Raw genomic sequence first — 24,890 nt, 5'->3', positions numbered from 1 at the left:
GCGTCTGCGGGCAACGAACGTTTGAAAAGCGCCGCGATGGTAAGGCTTTTGCTGAGGTGAAGCAAGATTGCGGATTGCGGATTCACTAGAGCGGTTTGCAATTGTGTTTACGGGAGCGCCTTGTGCCGGGATGGTACCGCGCGCGTCAGCAAGCGGCGCGTCAAGCTTATGCCATTGGCCGAGCACCCCACCCCTCCGCTTGCTGACGCGCGCGGTACCGTCCCGCTACGCCAATCCGCAATCTGCAATTCTCGTTTAGCGCGCCCCGCTGGCTGGCACCGGCATGTCGCCCAGTTGGCCAAAGGCTTTCACCAAAGCCGTGCCGGTCGAGCTGCGCAGCACATACCAATTGCCGTCGGATGACCGCCACACGGCAATATCGGCTTTCCCGTCACCGTCGTAATCGCCCGGCGCGGCGAGGTCGTTATATGGCGCGTAGGGTGCGCCAAAGGCTTGCACCAGGGGTTTCGCATCCGCGCTCTGGCGGATATACCAGGTGCCGCTCTGTTTCCGCCAAACGGCGCAATCGGTCTTGCCGTCGCCGTCATAATCGGCGGGCACGGGCACATCAAAGTACGGCGCAACCCCCGCGCCCCATTCAATGATTTGCGTTCCGCCGCTGCTGTTTTTGATGTACCAGACGCCGTCGCTGGGCCGCCACTGCGCGATGTCGGTCTTGCCATCGCCATCGTAATCGCCGGGCACCGGGATGTCGCCCTGTGTGCCCCAAGCCGTGATCAGATAGCCGCCATCGGAACTCTTCCACACAAACCAAGTCCCCGTGGTGGGCCGCCAAACCGCGATGTCGGTCTTGCCATCGCCATCATAATCGCCCGGCACCGGCACATCGAAGTAGGGCGCATAAGCCGCCCCGAATTCGCGTAGGATAGGCGCCTCCGGCGTGGCGCTGGGCCGTATGTACCAAACCGAAGTCTGCCCGCGCCAAACGGCGTAATCGGTTTTGCCGTCGCCATCGTAATCGCCCGGCACGATGACGTCGTTGTACGGCGCATAGCCCGCGCCCCAACTCTGTACCCGCGCGGCGTCATTGGAACTGTTGAGGGAATACCAGGCCCCGTTGCCAGGCCGCCAAACACTCAGATCGGTGCGCCCATCTCCATCGAAATCGGCTTGTACCAACCCACGTTCGACCATCAGCGTGTAGCTCAGCGTGCCGCTGCAATGATTGGCATCGCGCACCGTCACCGTAAATGCGAATGTCCCGCTTTGCGTGGGCGTCCCGGCCAGCAATCCATTTGTGGCAAGTGTGACGCCCGTCGGCAAGATGCCTGTCGTCACGCTGAAGGCATAGGGCGTTTGACCGCCGCTGGCCGTCAGCGTCTGGCTGTAGGCATTGCCCAAACGAACATTCGGCAACGAACCGGGCGTGAGTGTGAGCGCCGGACAATTCGCCACCACCAACGCATAGGCCCGCTCGCCGAAACAACCATTGCCGCCTGTGGCGCGCACCGTGAAGTTAAACGTGCCCGCCGCCAAAGTTGAACCGGAGAGCAACCCGCTCCCCGCGTTGAGCGAAAGCCCGTTGGGCAACGTGCCCGCGCTGACGCTCCACGTCACCGTGCCCGTCGCTCCGGTTTGCGTCAGGGCCTGGCTGTAAGGCGCGCCTTCGGAGCCGGAGGACAGCGTGGCGGGCGTCAGCGTGATGGCCGGACAGTTGATCGTCAGTGAAAGTGAACGGCTGCCCGTGCAGTTGTTGGCGTCCGTGGCGATGATGTTGAAACTGAAATTGCCCGCCACGGTGGGCGTTCCGGCCAGTTCACCGGTCACGGCGTTCAGCGTCAGGCCCGCAGGCAGCGCGCCGGTGGAACTCCAAATAATCGTGCCGCTGCCGCCGGTTTGCGTAAACGTCTGGCTGAATGCGGTACCCGCCGTGCCCGCTCCCAGCGTCGCCGGATTCACGGTGATGGCCGGGCAATTGGTGGTCAGTGCATACGCCTGACTTCCCACACAGGCGCCAAAGCCGGTGGCCGTGATCGTGAAATTCGCCGCGCCCGCCGTGCTGGGCGTACCGCTGAGCACGCCTGTCGAACTGTTGAGCGTCAGCCCCGCAGGCAAGTTCCCCGCCGTCACAGTGTAGCTATACGCGCCCGCCGGACTGGCTGAAATCGTTTGGTTATAGGGCAGGCCGACACCGCCGTTGGTTAGATTGCCGGGCGTCAGCGTGATGGTCGGACAGTTGACCGTCAGCGAAAGGGCGCGGCTGCCCGTGCAGTTGTTGGCATCGGTGGCAGTGATGGTGAAACTGAAATTGCCTGTCACGCTGGGCGTCCCAGCCAATTCACCGGTCGCGGCATTCAGCGTCAACCCCGCAGGCAGCGTGCCCGTGAAGCTCCAGGCAATTGCCCCCGTGCCGCCGGTTTGCGTGAACGTTTGATTGAAGGCAGCGCCTGCTGTGGCGGCTCCAAGTGTCGCGGGATTCACGCTGAGGGCCGGGCAATTGATCGTCAACGTATAGGCCTGCGTGCCCGTGCAACCGACCGCGTCTTGCGCCTTGACGGTGAAATTGAACGCGCCGGTTTGCGTGGGAGTGCCTGACAGCACGCCGCCCGCCGTAAAGCTGACGCCGTTGGGCAAAGCGCCGTTGAGAATGGAGTAGTCGTAAGGAGCCGTGCCGCCGCTGGCACTCAGCGACTGGTTGAATGTCGTGCCCAGCGCGCCGTTGTTCAGGCTGGTGGGCGTCAACGCCAGCGCCGTGCAAGCCGCTTGATTCACCGTGAAGACGTTTTCCGCGATAAACATGGTGCCCGTGCGCGGCGCGCCGGTCAGATTGGCGTCCACGCGATAGGCCGCCGAGCCGCTGCCGGTACCGCCCGTCGTGAGCGCCGTAATCCAACCGACGTTGCTTTGCGCCGTCCAAACGGTGTTGCTGGCGACTTGGACATTGATGTTACCGCTGCCGCCCGCCACGGCCACGTTCACGCTGGCCGGGTCAATGGCGTAACTGTGCAGCACCACGTTATCAATCGGCCAGATGACATCGGTGCCGCCGGTGGGCCGATTCCCCCCTTTGCCCGCGCCGGGCCGGGCTGGTAATTGCCCGTAGTAATGAAACCGGAGCAGCACGTTGGCAGGGCTGGCGGCAATGGCGCTGGTTAGGTCAACGCTTTTCGTGACAGGCGTGGCATCGGCAGTTTGCAAGCGCAGAACATTGACCCAACTCGCGCCGCCATTCAGGCTGACATCCACATCGCCGGTGTGCGTCGGCCCCAAATCCAATTTGAATTGCGTGCTGAATTGCAGCACCACGCGCCCTGCGCCGCTGAGATTGAGCAGCGGCAGGAGCAAAAATTCATCCTGCACGGAACCCGGGCCGGAGCACGAGACATCCACGCTCAAAAACGGGCCATTGATCAACGACGGAAACGACTGGCTGCAAGGATTGGCCGTCGTCCAGGTGGCCGCATTGCCGCCGCCCACGCCTTCATCCACCACCGTCCAACCGGGCGGAAGTCCGTTGCCTAAATCCTCTTCCAGTTCGACGCCGGGCGCGTCTTGCTCCACGGCAAAAAGATTGTTGCCGATGGTGATCGTGCCGGTGCGCGGTGCGTTGCCCGCGTTCGCCGCGACCGTATAGCTGACCGTGCCATTGCCCGCGCCGCTCGCGCCGCCGGTGACAGTGATCCAGGCGGCATTGCTGACCGCCGTCCAGGTGCAACCGCCGGGCGCGCTGAGATTGATCGTCCCCGTGCCGCCGACTTCATCGAAGTCATGGCTGGTTGGCGTGAACGTAACGCAATTGACCAGCAGGGTGTACGCGCGATTTCCCACGCAACCATTCGCGTCCGTCGCGACGGCGACAAAATTGAAGACGCCCGCCGAGCTGGGCGTACCGCTCAGCAAGCCGCTCGAAGACAAACTCAATCCCGGCGGCAACGGGTCGCGGCCCGTGCTGAAGGTGTATGGCCCCACGCCGCCATTGGCCGTGAGCGTCTCGCTGTAAGCCGCCGTCGTCGTGCCGCTGGGCAAGTCTGCCGGGCCTAGATAGATTGTCGGGCAGGTCACTTCTAACGAGAAGGAGGCATCGGTGGAGGCACCACAATTGTCGGTTACGCGCAGAGTGATCGTATGCGTCCCGCCCGGCTTCGCATTGCTGAACGAAACAACGCCCGTGCCGTTGTTGACGCTGATCGTTCCCGTATACGTGCCCTGACTGAGCAAGGCAATCGTGCTGACCGCACCGTTATCGTTCGGCCCCGCCGCGGGACTCACCGTCAACGCCGCGCCCGCCGCCACCGTTTGCGCGGCGTAATTCAACACGGGCAACCCATTGTCCGTGACGTTGATCGTCAGCGCCGCCGTATTCGACGCACCCAGGCTATCAATCACCTTCAGCGTAAAGGTGGCGTCGGTGGCTGTGCACGAGGCGACCAAGTCCGCTGTCACCTGGCCGCTGGCATTGACGGCGAGGTTGGAAATGGTCACGCCATTGAGCGTGAAAAGCGTTTCGTCGTTGGCCAACACCGTCAGCGTACCGGCGGCCTGTTCAACATCGGAGACGGTGGCAATTTGGGAATTGAAGCCGGGGCTGGCCTGCTGACGCGCCAGTGGCGAACTGGCTGTGATCGTCGGCGCGTTGTTGAGCGTCACCATACGGCAGGCCGAAAATTCAGACGTATTGCCGTTGTTGTCGGTGGCCGTCGCCGTGATGAAATTCTTGCCCGCGACCAGTGTGGCGTTGAAGGTGAAACTGCCCGGCGCGGCGAGCGTCGTTGAACCCAAATAGACTTCGCCCTCACCGTTGCCGCTGGCAGCGCATGCGGCGTTCGCAAAAAATTCGAGCCGCACCGGATAAGCGCTGTTGCCCGCCGTGCTGTCAAGCGTGCCGCTGATCGTGCCTGTGGCGCTCACGGATGCCAGCACCGGAAAGTTTTGCACATTGTTCGGCCCCGTGTCGGGATCGCCTGCATCGTTGGCGGTTGTCTGGCCGCTGAACTTGGCGTCGGATTTAAGGTCAATCCCCAACAGGCTATTGGAAAAAATCAGATTGGACGCGAGGCGGTTGTTGAGCGTCGCATTGTCCTGGAGCAGTACCCCATTGCCGGTGTTAAAGGTAATCGTATTGCCCGCCCCGGTTGCCGTGCCGCCCAGCGTATTGCCGGTCGAAGGCGCGTCAATGCTATCCAGATGAACGCCGTCCTGGCCGTTGCCCAGCGCCGCCCCCGCCGCGTTCGTGCCGATGAAATTGCCCTGGATCAGATTGTTCGACGAGCCGGTCAGAATCACGCCGTTGTTGCCATTGCCGGCAATCATATTGCCTTGTCCCGCAACTGTTCCACCGAGGGTGTTGCCGTCAGCGCCTTCGAGCACGATGCCGTCATACATGTTACCCAGCGCCGTTGTGCCCGCCGCGTTGACGCCGATGTAACAGTCCCGCACCACATTGCCGCTGCTGCGCACGTAAATCCCAAAAGCGGTGAAGCGGTTGATGACCAGGCTTTTGATCGTCGTACCGCCGCCGTCAACCACCAATCCGCTGGCATCGGCCCCCGCGCCCAAACCATTCAACTCCACCCGCGTCGCGCCGCCCGTCGCGCCATCAATCAACAGCGGCTCGGTGATGTTCGGTAAGGCGGACATGGACACGTTAATCACCGGCGTCCCCGTGCCCAGATTGAATTGAATCGTATCCAGGCCGCTGACCCCGGCGGCGCATTCCCAAACTACCGTATTGGTATTGGCCGCTTCGATGGCTTCGCGCAACGAGCAATGACCATCTTCGCCGTAAACGTCATTGGCGGTCGTGACAGTGATGACGTTGAACGCGGCGGCGGACTTGGCCACACGCCAAGGCACGGGCTGAAGACTCCAAACCATCAGCATCAACGCTGCGCAAAGCAGCGTAACCAAAAACGCACGTGGGAGGGCATTTTGCATGGCATTACCTTTTAGAGTTGTCGGGTCGAAGGCGGGCGGGGCCATAGCCTTCGGCCAAAGCCTTTGGAAGATCGGTGTGTTACGTGACGCCGCTGAAGCGCGGGCGGGGAATGCTGCACACTACGCCTTAAGTGAGCGGAGCGGCTGTTTGATTACACACGGCTGAGGCTCTTTTACTGACGCTTAACCAGCCCTTTACGAACTCTTTACATTGCATCAGGGTACAATTGCATTTGCGGGCAGCGTGTAGGGACAGTACCGCGCGCGTCAGCAAGCGGCGCGTCAAGTTAGGCGATTTGGTATAAAGGCATCGCCTCCGCTTGCTGACGCGCGCGGTACCGTCCCACCGTTCAGTGGTTTTCCCATACACGGAAGTGAAAACCGCTCTAGCGAATGGACAATTGAGAACCGCCCTGCCAATCCAGCTTGGCGTCTTCGCCGGAGAGGATAAAGCTGGCCCAGTAAAACGGATGGCTGTAATCGCGCGCGCGTTGCGGGTGCTGCTTGCGGCCATCGGGCGTCAGCCCGCGTTCGGCGCGTTCCAGCATGCGCAACTGCACCTGCTGCAAGGCGGCGGCGCGCGCTTCGCCCTGCTGCAAACCGCGATAGTAGGCAATCATCATGTCGCGCGTGACGGCGTCCGACACCGGCCAGAGGCTCATCACCTGCGTCTCTGAACCGGCCAGCACCAACGCCCGGCGCAACCCATAAACGCCCTCGCCGGTTTTCACTTCGCCGACGCCCGTGTCGCAGGCCGAGAGCACAACCAAGCGCGTGCCCCACAGATCGAGTCCAGCGGCTTCGAGCGCGGTAAAAATGCCGTCGTCTTCCTGAGTGGGCCCGCCTTTGAGCTGATTCGCCCCGGCCAACGCCAGCCCCGAACGCAGCAGCGGATTGTCGAGTTGCAAGCGCGCCAGCGGGTCGGCTGCGGCTGAGCGCGTGCCTGGTGTGGCATCCGGTAAAAAGAAACCGTGCGTCGCAATGTGCAAAATGGCGGGGCCGTCGGCCTGTTTGAGTTGCGTCTCGGTGGCCTGCTGCGCGCTGTAAACCGCCGCATCAGGCCAGAGTTCCTTGAGCGCCGCAGCTTCACCCGCCGTGCCCGGCAAGGCGGGGAAAAAGGCGACCGAAAGGATCGAAACGCCATCCTCCGCCGGCGCAATCACGGGACGCGCCACCAGCGCGCGCTGCGTCGAGCTAGCATTCGCGGCGCTTTCGCCAAAATCCGGATTGGCGATGATCAATGCGCCCTGCCGGCTCGGCTGTTTGACCTGCAACCGCAGCAAGTCGCGCCCGCTGGTCAGATAGCTGAAATGGTAGCGCTTGATCAGGTATTCGTTGCGCCCATCCACCAGCGCCGCAAAGGGAATCAGATTCAATGAGCCGTCCGGCGCAAGCAAGACGCGGCGCGTTTGCCCCAGCAAGGGACGCAACGGTTGCATCACCAACCGGTCAACCGCGCGCCCATATTTTTTGACCTCGGTTGCATGCGCATCGCGCAAGGCTTTGCGCCAGCGTTCAATCGCCGCATCAATCGTTTGCTGATCGCCGAGTTCCAGCGCTTGCGGCTCGCCCGTGTGGCGCAACACATAGGCCACGTAACGCGGCGCGCCATAAGCTTCGCTCTGTTTGGTATAGCGGGCGTTGAAAGGCCGGAAACTGGCGAATTCGATCAAGGCCGCTTCGCTGGGGATGGCGGCTTGCACGGCGGCTAAAGTGACGGGCTGCGTTTGGGCGCGCAACTCGGCGCTGCGGCGGCTGATTTGATCTTCGAGTTGCTCGCGTTTCTCTTCCAGGGCCTTGATGCGCGCGCGGTGTTCGGCCAGCGGAGTGCGCGCGGGCGGCCCAGCCAATGACTGGCGGGCGATTTCGGTGCGCGCGGTTTTCAATTGATCGAGCGGGGCGCGGTCTTCCGGCGTCGCGCGGCGGCGCAAGTTCGCCAGGCTGTCAACCATCGCGTCGAGCGCGCGACCTTTGCGTTGCAAGATCACCGTCAGCGCCTGCCGTTGCGCCTCGGCATCCTTGGGCGCGGCACGCAGATGCAACGAGATGGCCCGGTCGGTCTCTTCCGCCGCCGTGTCGAGATAAGCGCGCTTGGCGCTTTCCGACCCCACCGTCAGGTTGTAGGCGAGATTGCGTTCGATGACTGCATTGGCTCTGGCCAGCGTGGTGATGGCTTGTGTCAGTGCGCCTTGCGCCGTGTAAACGTGCGCCAGGTTGCGCAAGGAATTCGCCACGTCCGGATGATCCGGCCCCAAGGTCTGTTCGCGCAACAACAGCACGCGCTGATGCAGTTGCTGCGCGCGCGCAAAATCGCCCTCATAGGCGGCGAGCGTGGCAAGATTGAATTGCGTCATCAACGTTTGCGGATGATTCGGCTCCAGCGTTTTTTCCTGCAACGGCTGCAAGCGGCGATACAGGCTTTCGGCCTGCGCATATTTGCCTTGCTCAGTATAAATACTTGCCAGGTTGTTGAGCACCGGGATGAGTTGTTGCGGATTGGCCTGGGCGGGTGCTTGATCCAGCACGCGCAACACACGTTGGTAATACGGCGCAGCTTGGTCGTAACGTTTCTGCGCGAAATAAACATTGCCCAGCAAGGTGAGCGTGACATTCAAATCGGGATGCTCTGCCCCCAAAGCTTGTTCGCGAATGGCGAGCGCGCGGCGCAAGGCGGGTTCCGCTTTGGCGTAATTCCCGCGTTGGCCGTAAACGGAGGCCAGATTGCTCAGACCTTTGGCGACGTTGGGGTGATTTGGCCCCAAGGTTTGCTCCCAAATCGCAATGGCGCGCTGATAGAACGGCTCGGCCTTCACGAAATCGGCGCGGGACAACGCGAGCGCGCCCATCTCGCTGAGAATTTGCGCCAGGTCGGGATGCCCCGGCTCCGGCGTGCTTTCCGCAATCGCCAGCGCCCGCTGATTGAGCGTATCGGCCCGCGCCAGTTCGCGCCGGTTGCGCAAGATCGTGGCCAAGCGGGTCAGCGCGGAGGCGACTTCGGGATGTGCTGGCCCCAGCACCTGTTCCTGCCCAGCCAACGCGCGTTCCGCCAAGGGTTGTGCTTCGGGGAATTTTCCGGCGCTGATCAAACGCTGCACCTCAGCGCTTTGGCTGCGCGCTTCCTGCAAGCTGCGATCTTGCGCGGTGGCTGCGCGCAGGGCGACAAGCTGAATCGTGTATTGCCCCGCCATGACCTCAGTGGCGCGCGTCTCGACCAATAACCGGTGGGCGCCGGTGGCATTGACGATGTGCGCCGCGACCTCTCTGCCGCGTGGGCGCTTGTCAGTATCGAATTGCGCCAGAGCCTTGCCGTCCGGCCCTTGCAAGGTCACGATCACATCCACGCCGCGCTGCTCGACGACCGCTTCGACGTATTGACCCGCCATGAGCGCCAGCGGGTAGCTGTGCGGCTCGCTGCCGGTCAGCACCGCTTCAACCGGTTGACCCACGACCAATTCGGCGAAGTCGTTGGCGTGAACAGACAGCCAACCCAGCCCACTGCCCAAGGCAAACCATGAACAAACCAGCGCAGTAACAAACACACAACGCCACGCACGCAACTGCACGAAGTTTCTTCCCGTAAACTTTCCCGGACTGGTAAAGCGCTGCTTGTCCCCTGGGAGCGCAGGCATCCCTGCCTGCTGGAAAAGAAGCCGCGCAGCTTCCTTAACCAAGTATTCCGCCCGCTTTAGATTTGGAAAAAGGCGCGCTACGTGGCTTCTTTTCCAGCAGGCAGGGATGCCTGCGCTCCCAGGAGGGGTCTCGTTTTTTTTACAGGAAGCATTTTTTTGCGGCAGTTGGATGTTCACTGCCACACGGCAAGCCTTACGAATTTCACCACTCATCACGGCACCCTTCCCTTTTCCATTCCGAACACTTGAGCGAGGGCAGCAGCTTAGATCGGTTTTCATTTGCGTGTACGGTAGGCGCGCCGCGCCGGGACAGTACCGCGCGTGTGAGCAAGCGGCGCGTCAAGTACAGCTGGACTGGCGCAACGCCGAAGCGCCGCTTGCTCACGCGCGCGGTACTGTCCCGCTTGCGCGGCTTTTGCCATACACCGAAGTGAAAACCGATCTAGCTTTTCACGGACTGCTGCCAGTTTTGTCCACTGAATGGTGGCGTAGGAGGGCTGAACATTACTGCGCAAAATCAGGTGAAAGGAAATGGGCGGGATAACGCTGAGGCAGACACGAAAAAAGCCGTAGAGTGAGCCTGCGTTTTAGCCACAGGCTCACTCTACGGCTCAGACGATTTGCTGACGCGCTCGTCAGTCTTTCTTGACGGCCTTCTTCGCCGCCTTCGCGGGCTTTTTGACTTCGCCGGCGGCCTTCTTGACCGTGCGCTTGGGCTGCACGGGTTCGCTGATTTCATCCACCATGGCGGACAACGCAGCCGTGGCGGAAGTCGCGATTTGGGCCGCGCCGCTCAGGTGCACCGGCTGTTCGTTGATCTCAGGATTGAGAAAGCGATGCCAACGATGGTGCTTGAGCGTGGGCGCGCCGTTGATCGCATAATCCACCAGCATCCGCGCAACGGCATCCACCACCCAGCGGTGATAGGGTTCGGTCACCGACCAGATGTCGGCATCGGGCGCGGGGTTGGTAAAATCAATCGCGTAAGGCACGCCGTCGCGCACTGCGAATTCGACCGTGTTGAGATCGTAACCGAGCGCCTCGTTGATCAAAATCGTATCGCGGATCATGCGGTCTTCCAGTTCTTGCGGCAGATGGTATTCGTCGCGCGGAATGTAGCGGCGATGTTTGGGATCGTAAGGCATCACCAGCACTTCTTTGCGCGCGACACAGTAACAACGCGTGTAAACGTCGAAGTCAATGAACTCCTGCAAAGTCATCGCCAGCGTGCCCGTGCGGTCGTAATCCTGCCAGAGTTCTTCTTTCGTATGCACCTTGTAAACATCCTTCCAGCCGCCGCCATCGTGCGGTTTCAGGAAAGCCGGCATTCCGATGTGTTCAATAATGCCGTCCCAATCGAGCGGAAATTCCAGGTTGCGCAGGCTGGCATCGGTGACGCCTTTGATATACGCCTTTTGCGGCAGCAGCACCGTTTTCGGCACGGCTAGGCCGAGTTTATTGGCGAGCGAATAGCCGAAGAACTTCTCGTCTGCCGACCACCAGAACGGATTGTTGACGACAATTGTGCCGTTGAGCACGGCGTGTTTGAGGTACGAACGATAGAACGGGATTTCGTGCGAGATGCGGTCAAAAATGACGCGGTATTCGCTGGGCTGATCCATGCGGACGCCGCCAATCGTGACGTATTCGGCGGTCACGCCCGCGTCCAGACTGTTGATTTTTTCGATCAGGGCCGGAGGAAAGGTGTTTTCCATGCCGACCAGGATTCCGATTTTCATGCGCTTCTCCTATTGCATTAATTGCTTGTATGTTTGCTGCCCTGCCCGCCCCCTGTGTGCGCAAGGGGTAGCGGCAGGCACGTTCAGTAGGCTATGATCTGGAAAATTAAAACGTGCAGTCTAGGTAGCGTATTTAGAGGTGTCAAACGAAATGATTCTTAACAACCAACAGCGCGGCATACTTTGTGTGGCCCTGGGCCTGCTCTTGGCTGGCGGTAATGCAGTGGCGCGGTCACAGGCCGCTCCTGCCAAACCCGTTCAGCAACCGGCCACGTCGCCAGCTTCTAAACCGCCAACTGCTAAACCAGAAACGGGTAAACAGGAAGCAGCCAAACAGGAGACGGCGAAACCCTTACCCAAAAACGTCAAACCGGAAGACCTGGTCGAGCGGGCCATTTACGCGTATGGCAGCCGCCCCGTGATGCAGACGATTCAGAAAAACGGAACGATGCGCGCCAACGTCAAATTCTTCACGCCCGAAGGCGAACGCGAAGGCCGCATCACCAGCAAATTCCTGCGCAAACCCAAACTCGCCGAAGATTTGATTCTGATTGATCTCGACCTGCCGGGCACACGTTATTTGCTGGGGTTTGACGGCCAGAAAACCTGGAGCATCAGCAACGGCGAAGTGCAGGAGCCGAGCGCCGAAACCGTCCGCGCCTTTCGCGCGGCGCACGAACACAGCTACGAAGCACTGCTCCGTTATAAAGAAAACGAGGCAAAGCTCGAACTCGTCGGCAACAATAAAATCGGCCCCATCGAAACGGATTTGGTTGAGATGACGCTGCCTTCCGGCACCAAGACGCGCTACGAAATCAGCCGTCGCACCGGACGCATCATCTACTTGCATTATGAAGAGCAGCCTGCGCCCGAAGCCGCGCCGGTCAAATACCGGCTCTATTTCACGGACTTCCTCCCGGTGCAAAATACGATTGTCCCCCGCAGCATTCGCGTGTATGCCAACGACAAGGTGATTGAGGAGCGCAAGGTGATCGAGGTGGCGTATAACGTACAGATGGAAGAAAAAAGCTTTCTGGCCGAAAATGCCAACAAGCCGTCCGAAACGGCCAAGCAGTAAAACAAAGGCTGGCGAAGTCCAGCGCAGTCTTGAAAAGTCTGGGAAGTCCGCCGAAACCTTTCCAGACTTTCTGCTTTTATAGTCACGCAAAGCAGCGCAGCGGCTGCGACTTCACCAGACTGCTCCAGACTTCATCGGACTTCTCAAGGCTTCCCAGACTGCCTGACTTTATGCCCATTCGCGCCAAGCTTGTTATCGTCGTCTTTGTCTTCGCCATCCTGCCGATGTTTTTGCTCTGGGCGCGTTGGCAGGGCACGGCTGTCGGCACGATCACTTCGATGTTGCGGCGCGACGCCAACAATCGGGCGCGCGAAATCTCAGAACAACTTGACCGCGCCGTGCAGGAACAGCAAACACGCTTGACCGAATTGACGCAACAAGCTCCGTTGCGGATTTACGCCAACCTGCTGACGCAAAACAATCGCACCTTGCCCGACAGCCAATTGCGGCTGGAACTGTCAGCGTTCCTGCTGGCGCATCAACAGCATTACAAAACCCTGCTCGCGTTGAATCAGACGGGTGAGCCGGTCTTCAAACTCGACACGCAAACGAACGCTTACGGCATCCCGCAACCGCTTTTTGCCAGCGGCGATTTGGCCGCCGAAGACAAATTCAACAGCCTGGCCGCCTTCCTGACCACGCAAACCGTCCACGTTTCCGAAATCATCGAAGCGCCGCAAGGCGCCTATCTCTGGCTGCTGGTGCCCTTGCAAGCCGATGACAAGACCGCCCCCGGCGCGTTGGCGGCCAAAGTGCGCGTGAATCCATTGTTGCGTGACGCGGCAGGCCCGCCGGGAATTCAGCCGCGTTATTCAGCCCAGGGAGAAACCAGCGCCAGCCGCCCAACTGGCGCGACCTGGCGCGAAAGCATCATCCTCAGTCCGCAAGGCGCGGTGCTTTACGCCAATGACGCGGCGTTGCTCGGCCAGCCTTACGCCAAAGCTTTTCCGGCCTTGCAAACACCGCTCGCGCAAATGCTGGACGCAGGCCGCGAAGACCAGCAGTGGGACGATTGGATTTTGCGCCGCCGCATACACACGACCGCGCCCAAGCTTTCGATCATCATCCTCGAACGCTACGACCAGGCCATCGCCGATCTCGAACGCAACAGCGCCGTGATGCTGCTGGTGACGACCTTGCTGGCGACCGTTGCGGCGCTCACGGTCTATTATCTGATCAGCAACATCACCAATTCGATTCGCCGCGTCACCGTCGGCGCCAAAGCCATCGCTTCAGGCGATCTCAACCACCAGATCGTCGTGCGCACCAACGACGAAACGCGCGTGCTGGCCCACGCCTTCAACCGCATGGCCGCCAAGTTGCGCGAGATGTTGCGCAAGGAGGGCGAACAGAAACAGTTCGAATCCTTCGCCCGCCTCTCTGCTGTACTGACTCACGACTTGAAGAACCAAATCCTCTCGCTCTCGTTGCTGGTCAAGAACATGGAAAAGAAATTCCACCGCGAAGGCTTCCGCGAAGACGCCATGCGCACGCTTTCCGACACGGTGGAGAATCTGACCAACCTGGTTGCCAAACTCTCAGACCCGCGCACACCCACCAAACGTGTGCGCGAACAATCCGACCTCACACATCTGGTCGAGCGCGTCCTACAGCGCACCGCCAAACAGGCCACCGGCAAATACAACATCACCGCCAAACTCACGCCCAGCGTCATGGCCATCGCCGACGGCAAAGCCATCGAGCGCGTCATCGAAAACCTCGTCATCAACGCCCTCGAAGCCATGCCCGATGGCGGCACCCTCTTCATCCTGACCGGCATCGAGAAAGGCCAGGCCCTCCTTTCAGTCGGCGACACCGGCAAAGGCATGACCGAAGAGTTCATGCGCAACCGCCTCTTCCAGCCCTTCGCCACCACCAAGAAAAAAGGCATCGGCCTGGGCCTGTACTCCTGCCGCGAAATCATCGAACAGCACGGCGGACGCATTGATGTGAATAGTCAGGTGGATGTGGGGACGGAATTTCGGATCACGTTGCCGTTGCAGGCGGAGCAAGGTAAGGTTGCGGAGAAACAGGTGATGACTGTATAGCCGCTGGGGTAGCCAGCCATGAACTTTGAAATTATCGGCTTAATCACGGATATTGAAACTATCGCTACAGGCAGCGGCATTCGCATCTTGCCTGTATTGCGGAAGCGCTTTGGCAATGCACGCTGGCGCAAGCGCAAAGGAATTGCAACGGTTCGCCTAATAGATGGAACGACGCATCACGCCGAACTCCACTGGTTCGAAGCACACGGCATTGGCAAAAGGCTGATGAGAATCAAACGTCTTCTGGATTAGACTTATGACAAATCAACCACACCAAGCAACGCGATTTGTTATCTGCATCAACGCTGACAACGACACGTTGCTAACGCCACGGCGTATTTATCAGGTCTTGCCCGACGAGCAGGCGGCCAAGTCAAACTACCTCCGTGTAATTGACGACGAGGGTGAAGATTACCTTTATCCGGCGTCCTATTTCATCTTTGCGGAGTTCGCACCAGCAGTAGAACAAGCCCTGTTACAGGCGGCTTGAGTACATCGCCACTCACCACCTTTTCACTAACCCAGCCGTTCGCGGCTTGGCTAGTGGAAAAGAAAACGCGATAAACAAGTTGCCTATTACTCACGGACTACTATCCACTGACTACCGACCCAAAAATGTCCGACCCACTCAAACAAACCATCCTTGTCATTGACGACCAGCAAGCCATTCGCAACCAACTCTACTGGGCGCTCGAAGAAAACTATAACGTGCTGCAAGCTTCCTCACGTACTCAGGCCATCCAAATTCTCGAACGCGAACTCGTGGATGTGGTGTTGACCGACTTGCATATGCCGCCCAACGATCAAGACATCAGTGAGGGCTTGGGGGTGCTCGAAGCCGCGCGCCGTCTCAACCCCGCGCTGCCAGTCATCGTGATCTCTGGTGACGACGAGCACGAAACCGCGATCAAAGTGGTTATTCAGAAAGGCGCTTATGATTTCTTCCAGAAACCCTTCAACGTCGAACAAGTTGAATATATCGTCCGCCGCGCCGCTAATTTTTACCGGCTTTACCAAGACAACATCGCGCTACGCAGCGAAGACCGCAGCAAACACGATGTCGTTGGTTCCAGCCCGGCGCTCACGCGCATTCTGGATCAGGCGCACGCCGTTTCCGACACCAGCGCGACGGTGCTGATTACCGGCGAATCGGGCACCGGCAAAGAAGTCCTGGCGCGCTTCATACACAACACCAGCCCGCGTGCGACGAAGCCGTTCATCGCCTGCAACATCGCCGCCCTGCCCGAATCGCTGATCGAATCGGAGCTTTTCGGCCACGAGAAAGGTGCCTATACCGGCGCGCAGACGCGACGGCAAGGCCGTTTTGAACTCGCTGACGGCGGCACCTTGTTTCTGGATGAGATCGGCGAACTCACGCCGGCGATGCAGGTCAAGCTGTTGCGCGTGCTGCAAGAACGCCAATTCGAGCGCCTGGGTGGCAAGGAATTGCTGACCGTGGACATCCGCGTCATCGCCGCGACCAATCGCAATCTGGAAGAGATGGTCGAGAACGGTCAGTTCCGCGCCGATCTTTATTACCGCCTCAACATCGTCAATCTGGAACTGCCGCCGTTGCGCGAACGCCCGGACGACGTGCCGATTCTGGCGAATCATTTCGCGCTCAAGGCGGCGCGCAAACACGGGCGCAATACGCCCAGCTTCACGCCCGCGTTTTTGAACCGGCTGCAAAATTACCGCTGGCCCGGCAACATCCGCGAACTGGAAAACGTGATCGAACGCGCCGTCGTCATCAGCACTGCGCCCGTCATGGATGAATCCGTGCTGCCCAACAAAGTGCTGGCCGAATCGAGCGCCGCGCCCGTCACATCGTCTACGCCATCGGGCAGCGGCACCATCGTGCCCATCGCCGCCAACCAGCCGACATTGGGCGTCGCGCTCATCAACGACGCGCTGCCGCCCGACCTGTCGTTTGAGACGGCAATTCAATCGCTCAAACGCGATCTGGTGCGGCAGGCCCTGCGCGAATGCAATAACTCGCGGTCTGAAGCGGCGCACCGGCTGAAGATCAGCCGCCAGTATTTGCACCGGCTGATTAACGAATTGAATGTGGAAGGTTGATTGAGAGAGAATCGCAGCAGCAATCCTGAGTTTTAGGAGAAAAGGCAATGATCGGAGCAAAAACCCAGTTTGTTACGGATACACAAGGTAACCGCACAGCGGTGATCCTGGATATTGAAACCTATCAAAAAATGCTGGCCGAGTTGGAAATGACCGACGCCATCCGCGCCTTCGACGAGGCAATGGTCAATCCGGGCAAATTGATTCCTTTTGAGCAAGCGATAAAAGAGATCGAAAGCAGCCGAAATGATTTATAGCTTGCTCCTCACCAACTACGCGTTGGATCAATTCGGACGGTTGCCAGCCGAAGATTATCTGCACGTGCGCGATGCCATAACGGCTCTCGCCAAAGAGCCAAAGCCATACGGTTGTCTTTATCTTGTCGGACGCGACGGTTGGCATTTGCGTGTAGGTAATATCCGAGTGGTCTACAAAATTGATGACGAACGGCAGAGCATTACCATTATTCACATTGGCCGGATTCGTGACACATACGATTAATCGCGCAGCGTTTTCGACACACTGCACAGTCCTGTAATTACAAGTTCTTATTCCTGACTCCGCACACTATGATCCAAAACCCTTCGCTACAAGTTGGCATCAACTATCCCTGGATCAATTACGGCTGGGATTTCGGCGATCCGCCGCCGGGTTGGACGGGCGGCAAGCCGGTGGCTGAATGGCGTGCGCAACAACGCCGCGACATCGTGGCTGATTTGTCGCAATTCGCTGCAATGGGCCTTTTCGCTGTGCGCTGGTTCGTGCTGGGCGATGGCACGAATTACGGCTTCGGGCCAGACGCGCCGCAGTTGGAAGACCAGCGCTGGCACGCCGAAGTCTTGCCCGCAGCGCATCCGTTTTATCCGCAGTTGTTCGAGGATTTCGCCTTTGTGCTCGAAACCTGCGCCGACTTGAAGCTGAAATTCGTTCCGGTGCTGCTCGATTTTCATTGGGGCTTTCCAGGTGAGCCGGTCGCGAACACGCCTGTCGTCAAACAAGGCCGCGCCGACATCGTGATTGACCCGGCCAAACGCGAAGCCTTCTTTGACCGCGTGCTGGAACCGTTGCTGGAAATTTCGGCCCAATACAAAGACACGATTTATGCGTGGGAATTGATCAACGAGCCGGAGTGGTGCACCAATCCGCGCAACCTCGCGCCGTCACAAATCCCGGCGGATGACAAACAGCAAGTGCCGCAAGAAATCATGCGCGATTTCATTGCCGAAGGCGTCCGGCGCATCAATTCCAAAAATGCCTTTCGTTCGACTATCGGCTTTGCGCATCACGAGACGCTGGCCGAATGGGATTCGCCCGGTTTGGGTGTGACGCTGCACCAGTTTCACTACTACGCGCAAAACAAACGCAAGCTGCCGGAGCATAGCTATTCCGGCGAATACCCCTGCTTCATCGGCGAATTTGCTTCGGCTGTCGAACGTGATTGGCCGGAGTTGAAACGGCAAGGCTTGCAGCAAACGATTCAGCACCGGTTGGCGAATGTTGCTGAAAAAGGCTACCCGGCGGCGTTCCTGTGGTCGGCGCGCGGCAGCGATCCGGCGACGGCATGGACAAAGGCGAAGCAGGAAGAGACGCTGGCGTTTTTGCAGTCAGCTTCGGCAAATGAAGCGGTCTGAACCGTCCAGGTAAATTTTGACAGGATGGGCAGGATACTGGGAGCGCAGGCATCCGTGCCTGCTGTAAAAGAAGCTGCGTGGCTTCCGCAGCGCCACTTAGATCGGTTTGCAATTGCGTATACGGGGGCAGATGGCGCTGGTGCGGTACCGCGCGTGTGAGCAAGCGGTGCGACAAGCTTGTGCCATTGGCTGAACCGCCAAACCTCCGCTTGCTCACGCGCGCGGTACCGCACTGCTGCGCGGTTTTCCCGCACAGTGAAGTGAAAGCCGATCTAGGCCGAGGCAAAGCTGAGAAAAAGGAACGCGGCGCAACTTTTTCCCAGCAGGCACGGATGCCTGCGCTCCCAGGGCTAGCCTATCCAGCTTGTCTAAAACAACCTCAATTTTGGAGAACATTACGATGAAACAGTTTTTAGCAATTTTGGTCTTGCTGGCAATGCCCGCGCTCACACTGGCGCAAGGCAACCGCACCACGCTCGACATTTACTACGTTGACGTCGAAGGCGGCGCCTCCACGCTGATCGTCACGCCCGCCGGCGAATCCATCCTGGTGGATGCGGGTTGGCCGGGCTTTGACGGGCGTGACGCGACGCGCATCGAAAAGGCGCTGAAGCAGGCGGGCCTCACGCAAATTGACCACTTGATCATGACCCATTATCACGTAGACCATTTCGGCGGCATCCCCGAACTGGCAAAGCGCGTGAAGGTCATCAACTTTTATGACCACGGGCCAATGACCGAGTTGACCGAAGATAAAGACTTCGCCCCGAAATACGCCGCCTATCGCGCCGCCGCCAAAGACAAGACGATCACGCTCAAACCGGGTGATTCGATCAAGCTGAAACGCGCCGCCGGACTGCCGCCCGTCACCTTGCAGGTACTGGCCGCCGCGCGCGAAATCGTCGCGGAAAAAGGTATGGCGGGCGCGAAAAATCCGGCCTGTGCCACCGCCACGACACAAGCCGAAGACCCGTCGGACAATGCGCGCAGCGTGGCCTTTTTGCTGCGTTACGGCGCGTTCGATTTCTTCGATGGCGGCGACCTGACCTGGAACATCGAACACAAACTCGCCTGCCCCGCCAACCTGATCGGCGAAGTGGACTTGTACCAAGTCACGCATCATGGCCTGGACACCAGCAACAACACGGCGCTGCTCGCCTCGGTCAAACCGACGGTGGCGATCATGAACAACGGCCCGCGCAAAGGCGGTTCGGCCACGACGATCAAGGCGTTGCGCGAATTGCCGTCGCTCAAGGCGCTCTATCAAGGGCACCGCAACATCACGCTGACGGCGGAACAGAATGTGGCCGAAGAGTTCATCGCCAATGTGGACGACAAGAACGATGCGGCGAATATGATTACCGTGTCGGTGGACGCGGGGAAGAAGTCGTTTGCGGTAACGAATGGACGCACTGGCAAGAGCCAAACTTTTCCGGTGAAATAAGGACTATGAAAATCCAACTGCTACAAATCGCCCACGCCCGCTCCGGCGACAAAGGCGACACCGCCAACATCGGTTTGATCGCGCTCAAACCGGAGTATTACCCGCTGCTAGTCGCCGAGGTCACCGCCGCGCGTGTCAAACAGCATTTCGCCGGCATCTGCCAAGGTGCGGTCGAACGCTACGAACTGCCCAATCTGAAGTCGTTGAACTTTCTCTTGCACGAGAGCCTGGGCGGCGGCGGGACGGTTTCGCTCAAGACCGATCCGCAGGGCAAGACGCTGAGTTCGGCGCTGTTGCGGATGGAAATCGAAGTGGCGGATGGGTTGAATTGACTGCGGACTTGACGCTTTTGACGCGCCGCATATTTTCTTCGCTCACACTGGTTTTACTGTTGCGGATGCACGTGCGGTTTGTCTTTCTCCGCACCGCCGATTTTCAACGGCGGCGTTTTGAAATCGAAGCGCAGCCATTCCGCCGCCGTGTTGTTGACCGCCCCCAATTGCTGCGCTTTTCCAGCCGCCAGCCAGCGCGTCTTTCCCGTTTCCAACTTTGTCCAGGCAGTTTTCGATTGCGCGACTTGGGCGGGCGTGAGCGCAATGAGCAACGCGGGTTCGGTGACATTGGTCTTCACTTCGCACGGCTTGCCCGGCGCGCAAACCAGCCGCGTGATGCGCACTTGTTCGTTCTCGAATTGCACCTTTTGAAAATTCTCGCCAGCGGGAACGTCTTCACGAAAGAATTTGCCGCGTAATGTGTTGGCGTCTTTGGCGGGTTCGGTTTTGAATTCGACGCGCAGAAAGTCGCTGGGCGTGTCGCCGGGGTTTTCGACTTCGTGCGTTTCTTTGACGGCTTTGTAAAGGCGGAAGCTGCCCGCTTTGACCGCCGGGCGGGTGACGGCGCCGTAACTCAGGCCGATGTGTTTGAAGATCACCGGCCCGGCGTCGTTCAGGTAAACATACGCCGCGCCAAACGCCGTGTGGTCGTGTTCGGGCACTTTGCTGTGCGCGGCGTAATGCACGCGCTGCACTTTGACATACGCATTCTCAAATTCCAGTTTGTAAGCGTCCGGGGCAACCTTCAGCGGGTCTTGCGCCAGGACGACGCCAGCCACGCAACAGACAAAAGCAACTTGTAAGAGCAGCCGTTTCATCCTCTCCTCCTCATAAGCAAGAAAGGGGCAAAGACTGGCTGGGTCTTTGCCCCTTTGGTTCCTGTCGGTCAAAAGCGTCCTCAATCTTCCTCTTTGACGCGCGCACGCGCAGGGGCCGCTTCGGGCATGGCCAACGCAAACGAACTGGTGCTGTGATTGGCGACCGCCTGTTCAGACAAAACGCGCTCGCCGCCTTCGGTCATCACCAACGCGCCGCCGTGTTCTTTGGCAAAAACCAGTTTGCCGACTTCGGGCGAGAAATCCACCGACAGCAAATCACCATAGGCCACCTGATCGGTCGCAATCAGATTCGACAACGGATAGACCAGGAAGCGTTCGATGGCGCGTTTCAGATGGCGCGCGCCGTATTTGAAATCAATGCCTTCGTCGAGCAGGAACTGTTTGGCGGCGTCAGAACAGCGGAAGATGAATTTCGTGCCGGTGCCCTCAATCACGCGATGCTGCACGGCCCTGAGTTCGATTTCCAGAATCTGCCGCAAATGTTCATCGCGCAGACTGCGGAATACCACCACGCGGTCAATGCGGTTCATGAATTCCGGCGAGAATTTACGGCGCGCGGCTTCGAGCGCGGTACGGTAAATCTTCTGATCCACCTCGGCGTCAATCACGCCGGATTTCGGCGCGAAGCCGATGCCACCCGAAATCAATTCGCTCATCTCGCGCGCGCCCAGATTGGACGTCAGCACCACGATCGTGCGCGAAAAATCCACCCGCCGGTTGTCGCCCAGCGTCAGCGTCGCTTTGTCCAGAATGCCGAGCAGCAATTGCCAGAGCGCATCGCTGGCCTTTTCGATCTCGTCAAACAGCAGCAGCGAAAGCTTGTGCGTCTCGTTGTGCGAACGATCCAGATTTTCCTGCGTCAGCATCGGCGAAGTTTCGCGGTGCCCCAGATAGCCCGGCGGCGAGCCGATCAGTTTGGCGATCTCATGCGAGTGCTGAAACTCGGCGCAATCAATCTTGGTAACCAGCATGGGATCGCCAAAGAGCACCTGCGCGGCGGCTTCGACGACGCGCGTCTTGCCTGAGCCGGTCGGCCCTAGAAAGATCATCGTGCCGATGGGGCGGCCCGGATGCGAGAGGCCCGCCAAATAGATTTGATATAAGCCAGTCAAGCGGCGCACGGCGCGATCCTGCCCGACGATCAGCGCCGTGAGCTTGTCCTCGAATTCCTGCGCCAGTGGGCTTTTCAGATCGGGGTTCAGATAGTGTGGACTCAATGCCGTTTTTTGACCTGTTTGATTGCTCATCTTGCTTCGTCTCCTCAACGCTGTGCTGATCCGGGGGATCGAACTCAGCTTGCACGCTTTCGCCCTCTCGAAGATCAAGCGTCTGCACCGCTGCGACTACTTTTTGCCTGAACCGCTTGTACTGCCCGTTTTGAATCGTCGTTTGTTGCGTGGGATGTCGTGCGCGCTTGCGTTTCAAATGGTCGCCGCGCACGTTGCGGCTGGGAATCCAGTTCTGCAAACGCGGCGCATCATACTTCATCACCCCCAGGCTTTCAATCAACGTTGCCACCCATCTCTGGCGCACAGAGTATGTTAATGAAAGGCAGCCCAACACCCGTCCCGACATTAGAACAACACATCAAAATCCAGCATGAACCGCCGCTGATAATTGCCAAAGAAAGCGCCATACAGCGGATCACCCAGATTGCGATGCACATCCAGCGCATTGAAATGGTTCGTCAAATTAAACCCGCGCACCGACACACGCAGCCCATATTTCGGCGACAACTGAAAGTCTTTGGTCACGCGCGCATCAATGGAAAGAAAGCGCGGGAAGCGCAGCGCATTGATTTGCCCGATGAAATCCTGCCGCGCATCAGTGGTCGAAAATGGCAAGCCGCTGCGATATTCGACAGTGGGCGAAAAGCGAATCTTCCGCGGCAGATTCAGCGTGCCCCACGCCAAAAACCGATGCGGCAAATCGGCGTTCAGCCGCGCGTATTGGTTTTGCCGCACCACCGGGAACGGGTAATTGCCGATGTAGCTGTTGAACTCGTTCACATCGCCGCGCGCCCGGCTGTTGACATAAGACAGGAAAAACTGATGCCGCCCTTCGCGCAAGGTGACGCGCGCGGTCAGCTCCAATTGGCGATAGCGCGAAGTGCCGTTGCCGTTGAGCAGCAGCGCCTCTTGCCCCGGCGTCGTGCGGGGGGCTATCGTCACGATGCCATCCGAATCGCTGTGCTGGTAATTGGCGCGCAGCTTCAGGTTGGCGGAAAGCGCGTGTTCGATCTCCACGCTCCAGGTTTCGCTCGAAGGCGCGAAGTTGCCCGCGCGCTCGCTGCCGCCGATAAAGGTCGTCCCCGTTTGTCCCGAAACCCCGATCAGATTGGCAAAACGCACCGGCACGCCAATCAGGTTACCATTCAAATCGTAATTCGACTGAAGCTGCTCAGGGAATTGGCCAAAGGCGTAAACGCTCAACGGCACGCGGTCGAAAAAGATGCCGTACCCAGTGCGCACCACCGTCTTCTGATCGGCAAACGGCGTCCAGGCCAATCCCACACGCGGCGCAAAGCGGTAAACGCCCGAAATGCCCTGCCGCTCAAACCGCAGTCCTGCGTCGAGTGAGAGCTTCGGCGTCAGGTTCCAGTGATCCTGCCCAAAGCCGGCGACTTCGGTGTCGCTTAAATCAAAGGGCTGCCCGCCCGTGAATTCGAGGCGGCGCAAGAGGCGGTTTTGCGCATCCGTGATGTTGACCGGGCGCGCCAAAAACTGGCCGTCATTGGTCGTGCGCGCCAGCACCGTGCCGAATTTCAGATTGTGCGCGCCCAACGCATTGATCGGCGAGAGCGCCAGCGTTTCCGTCCATTCCACCCGCGAGGCGGCGCGGTTCTGTTCGCTGAAATAGTTGCCCGTGTTGCCCACCGGCGAGATGTTCATCTCGGCGCGCCCCTGGCCCCACACATCAATCGTGAAGCTCTTGGCCGACAATCCGCTTTCCAGCAGGCTGGTGCCGAGGGTGTAGCGGTCAATCAAGGTGCCGGTGAAATCGCGGCCTTTCCAGTTCGGTGTGACCGGGCGGCGGTTGAAAAAGTCCAGATTGACGTATTGGTCTTTGCGCGGCGCGAAATGGAAGGTACCCGTGATTTGGTGCAGATCATTGACGATGTAATCGAGTTGCGTGAACGAATTGATGTATTCCGACTTCGTTTCTTTGTTCGGATATTCCAGCGTTTGCACGGGGCGCTTGCGGATCGCATATTCGGTGCCTTCCGAAAGATAAAGCTTGTTCTTGATCAGCGGCCCGTTGAAAACGATGCGCGGTGTGGCTTCGCGCAGACCCCGCAAACCGCCGTCGAGAATGCGGAACTCCGGGAGCGGGTCATTCAACTCAAAATTCCATTTGTCGCCGCCGCGTTTGGTTTCGACCGAAACGACCCCGGCGGTGTAGCGCCCGTATTGCGCCAGGTACGGTGTCTTGTAAACGCTGATCGTGCGCACGCTATCCACCGGCACGGTCATGCCGAACTGCCCTGTCGCTGGGTCAGTGACATCGTGCGCGTTGACGATAAAGGCGCTGCGATTTTCGCCGCTGCCCGAAATCTTGATCTCGCCTTGAAAGGTGCGAAACACGCCCGGAATCAGCGGCAAGGCATCGCTCACCTGGGTCGGCTTGTTCGGCAAATAGCGCACCTGCTCCGCGCTGACTTCCGCCGCCGCTGTCGTGGCGGACTGTTCGGGCAACGCCGTCGGCGCGGCGCTGGCGCTGATTTCGACCTTGTCCGAGAGGCCCTTCACCTTCAATTCGAACTTGATGGCGGGCGACATCTCCTCGGTCAACAAAATGTCCTTGTAGCTTTTGGCTTCAAAACCGTCTTTGGTGACGATGACCTCATAACTGCCCGGCGGGAAATTATTGGCGACGACTTCGCCCTTGGCATCGGTGGCGACGACGCCGACGACTTCGCCCTTGCGTTTGAATTGCACGGTCGCTTCAGGCACTGCCGCGCCCGCGTCATCCACAACGGTGACATGAATTTGCCGGGTGGTTCTTTGTTGTTGAGCAAAGATGGCGCGCGGCGTGGTGGCAAAAGAAAGCGCAGCCAGAAATAAGGCCAGGCAAAGGCTGGCAGAATAACGATGATGTAATGCGTTCACTGCGTAACTCCCGTTTCTTCTCTTGCGTCGCTCGCTCACGTCAGGGGATCAAATGTGCGAGTCTCTT

At 59.2% G+C, this 24,890-nt stretch carries 16 protein-coding genes; 10 read left to right on the top strand and 6 right to left on the bottom strand.

From position 1 onward, the window contains the following. Positions 1–255: 255 nt before the first annotated feature. The 3 genes from HY011_12745 to HY011_12735 all read right to left on the bottom strand — a co-directional run bounded on the left by HY011_12745 (position 256) and on the right by HY011_12735 (position 11,263). Positions 256–5,895, bottom strand: coding sequence for a putative Ig domain-containing protein (locus HY011_12745; protein MBI3423798.1), 5,640 nt, complete (start codon positions 5,893–5,895; stop codon positions 256–258). Between the two features lie 386 nt (positions 5,896–6,281). Then, entirely contained in the window at positions 6,282–9,524 is a 3,243-nt protein-coding gene (locus HY011_12740) for a CHAT domain-containing protein (protein ID MBI3423797.1), read from the bottom strand. A gap of 635 nt (positions 9,525–10,159) precedes the next feature. Continuing rightward, entirely contained in the window at positions 10,160–11,263 is a 1,104-nt protein-coding gene (locus tag HY011_12735; GenBank protein MBI3423796.1) for a hypothetical protein, read from the bottom strand. A 151-nt stretch (positions 11,264–11,414) separates the two neighbouring features. Here HY011_12735 and HY011_12730 point away from each other — a divergent pair, with 151 nt between their 5' ends. From HY011_12730 to HY011_12685, 10 genes are all read left to right on the top strand, one after another. Further along, entirely contained in the window at positions 11,415–12,341 is a 927-nt protein-coding gene (locus tag HY011_12730) for a hypothetical protein (protein ID MBI3423795.1), read from the top strand. A gap of 170 nt (positions 12,342–12,511) precedes the next feature. Beyond that, a complete protein-coding gene (locus HY011_12725) occupies positions 12,512–14,389 on the top strand; it encodes a HAMP domain-containing protein (GenBank protein MBI3423794.1) in 1,878 nt (625 codons plus the stop codon). A gap of 18 nt (positions 14,390–14,407) precedes the next feature. Then, on the top strand, positions 14,408–14,641 hold the full coding sequence (locus tag HY011_12720; protein ID MBI3423793.1) for a hypothetical protein: 234 nt from the start codon (positions 14,408–14,410) through the stop codon (positions 14,639–14,641). Between the two features lie 4 nt (positions 14,642–14,645). Continuing rightward, on the top strand, positions 14,646–14,879 hold the full coding sequence (locus tag HY011_12715) for a hypothetical protein (GenBank protein ID MBI3423792.1): 234 nt from the start codon (positions 14,646–14,648) through the stop codon (positions 14,877–14,879). Between the two features lie 125 nt (positions 14,880–15,004). Continuing rightward, entirely contained in the window at positions 15,005–16,468 is a 1,464-nt protein-coding gene (locus HY011_12710; protein ID MBI3423791.1) for a sigma-54-dependent Fis family transcriptional regulator, read from the top strand. A 50-nt stretch (positions 16,469–16,518) separates the two neighbouring features. Then, positions 16,519–16,725, top strand: a complete 207-nt coding sequence (locus tag HY011_12705) for a hypothetical protein (protein ID MBI3423790.1) — start codon at positions 16,519–16,521, stop codon at positions 16,723–16,725. Continuing rightward, positions 16,715–16,969 (top strand): type II toxin-antitoxin system RelE/ParE family toxin, encoded by a 255-nt coding sequence (locus tag HY011_12700; GenBank protein ID MBI3423789.1) that lies wholly within the window; start codon positions 16,715–16,717, stop codon positions 16,967–16,969. Before HY011_12705 ends, HY011_12700 begins: the two co-directional genes overlap by 11 nt. Before the next feature lie 68 nt (positions 16,970–17,037). Next, positions 17,038–18,099 (top strand): hypothetical protein, encoded by a 1,062-nt coding sequence (locus HY011_12695; protein MBI3423788.1) that lies wholly within the window; start codon positions 17,038–17,040, stop codon positions 18,097–18,099. 400 nt (positions 18,100–18,499) lie between these two features. Further along, positions 18,500–19,543 carry an MBL fold metallo-hydrolase gene (locus tag HY011_12690; GenBank protein MBI3423787.1) on the top strand — a complete coding sequence of 348 codons (1,044 nt, stop codon included), beginning with the start codon at positions 18,500–18,502 and terminating at the stop codon, positions 19,541–19,543. Positions 19,544–19,548: 5 nt separating this feature from the next. Then, on the top strand, positions 19,549–19,875 hold the full coding sequence (locus tag HY011_12685; protein ID MBI3423786.1) for a hypothetical protein: 327 nt from the start codon (positions 19,549–19,551) through the stop codon (positions 19,873–19,875). A gap of 53 nt (positions 19,876–19,928) precedes the next feature. Here the strand turns inward: HY011_12685 and HY011_12680 are convergent, their stop codons facing one another. The 3 genes from HY011_12680 to HY011_12670 all read right to left on the bottom strand — a co-directional run bounded on the left by HY011_12680 (position 19,929) and on the right by HY011_12670 (position 24,823). Next, positions 19,929–20,693 carry a hypothetical protein gene (locus HY011_12680; GenBank protein MBI3423785.1) on the bottom strand — a complete coding sequence of 255 codons (765 nt, stop codon included), beginning with the start codon at positions 20,691–20,693 and terminating at the stop codon, positions 19,929–19,931. 80 nt (positions 20,694–20,773) lie between these two features. Beyond that, the gene (locus tag HY011_12675) at positions 20,774–21,961 is read right to left on the bottom strand and encodes an ATP-dependent Clp protease ATP-binding subunit (GenBank protein ID MBI3423784.1); all 1,188 of its coding nucleotides are present in this window, start codon (positions 21,959–21,961) and stop codon (positions 20,774–20,776) included. Positions 21,962–22,288: 327 nt separating this feature from the next. Beyond that, positions 22,289–24,823 (bottom strand): TonB-dependent receptor, encoded by a 2,535-nt coding sequence (locus HY011_12670; protein ID MBI3423783.1) that lies wholly within the window; start codon positions 24,821–24,823, stop codon positions 22,289–22,291. Between the last annotated feature and the right edge of the window lie 67 nt (positions 24,824–24,890).

This window comes from Acidobacteriota bacterium (genome assembly GCA_016196035.1).
Lineage (GTDB): Bacteria > Acidobacteriota > Blastocatellia > RBC074 > RBC074 > JACPYM01.
This window is presented reverse-complemented; position numbering and strand designations above follow the sequence as displayed.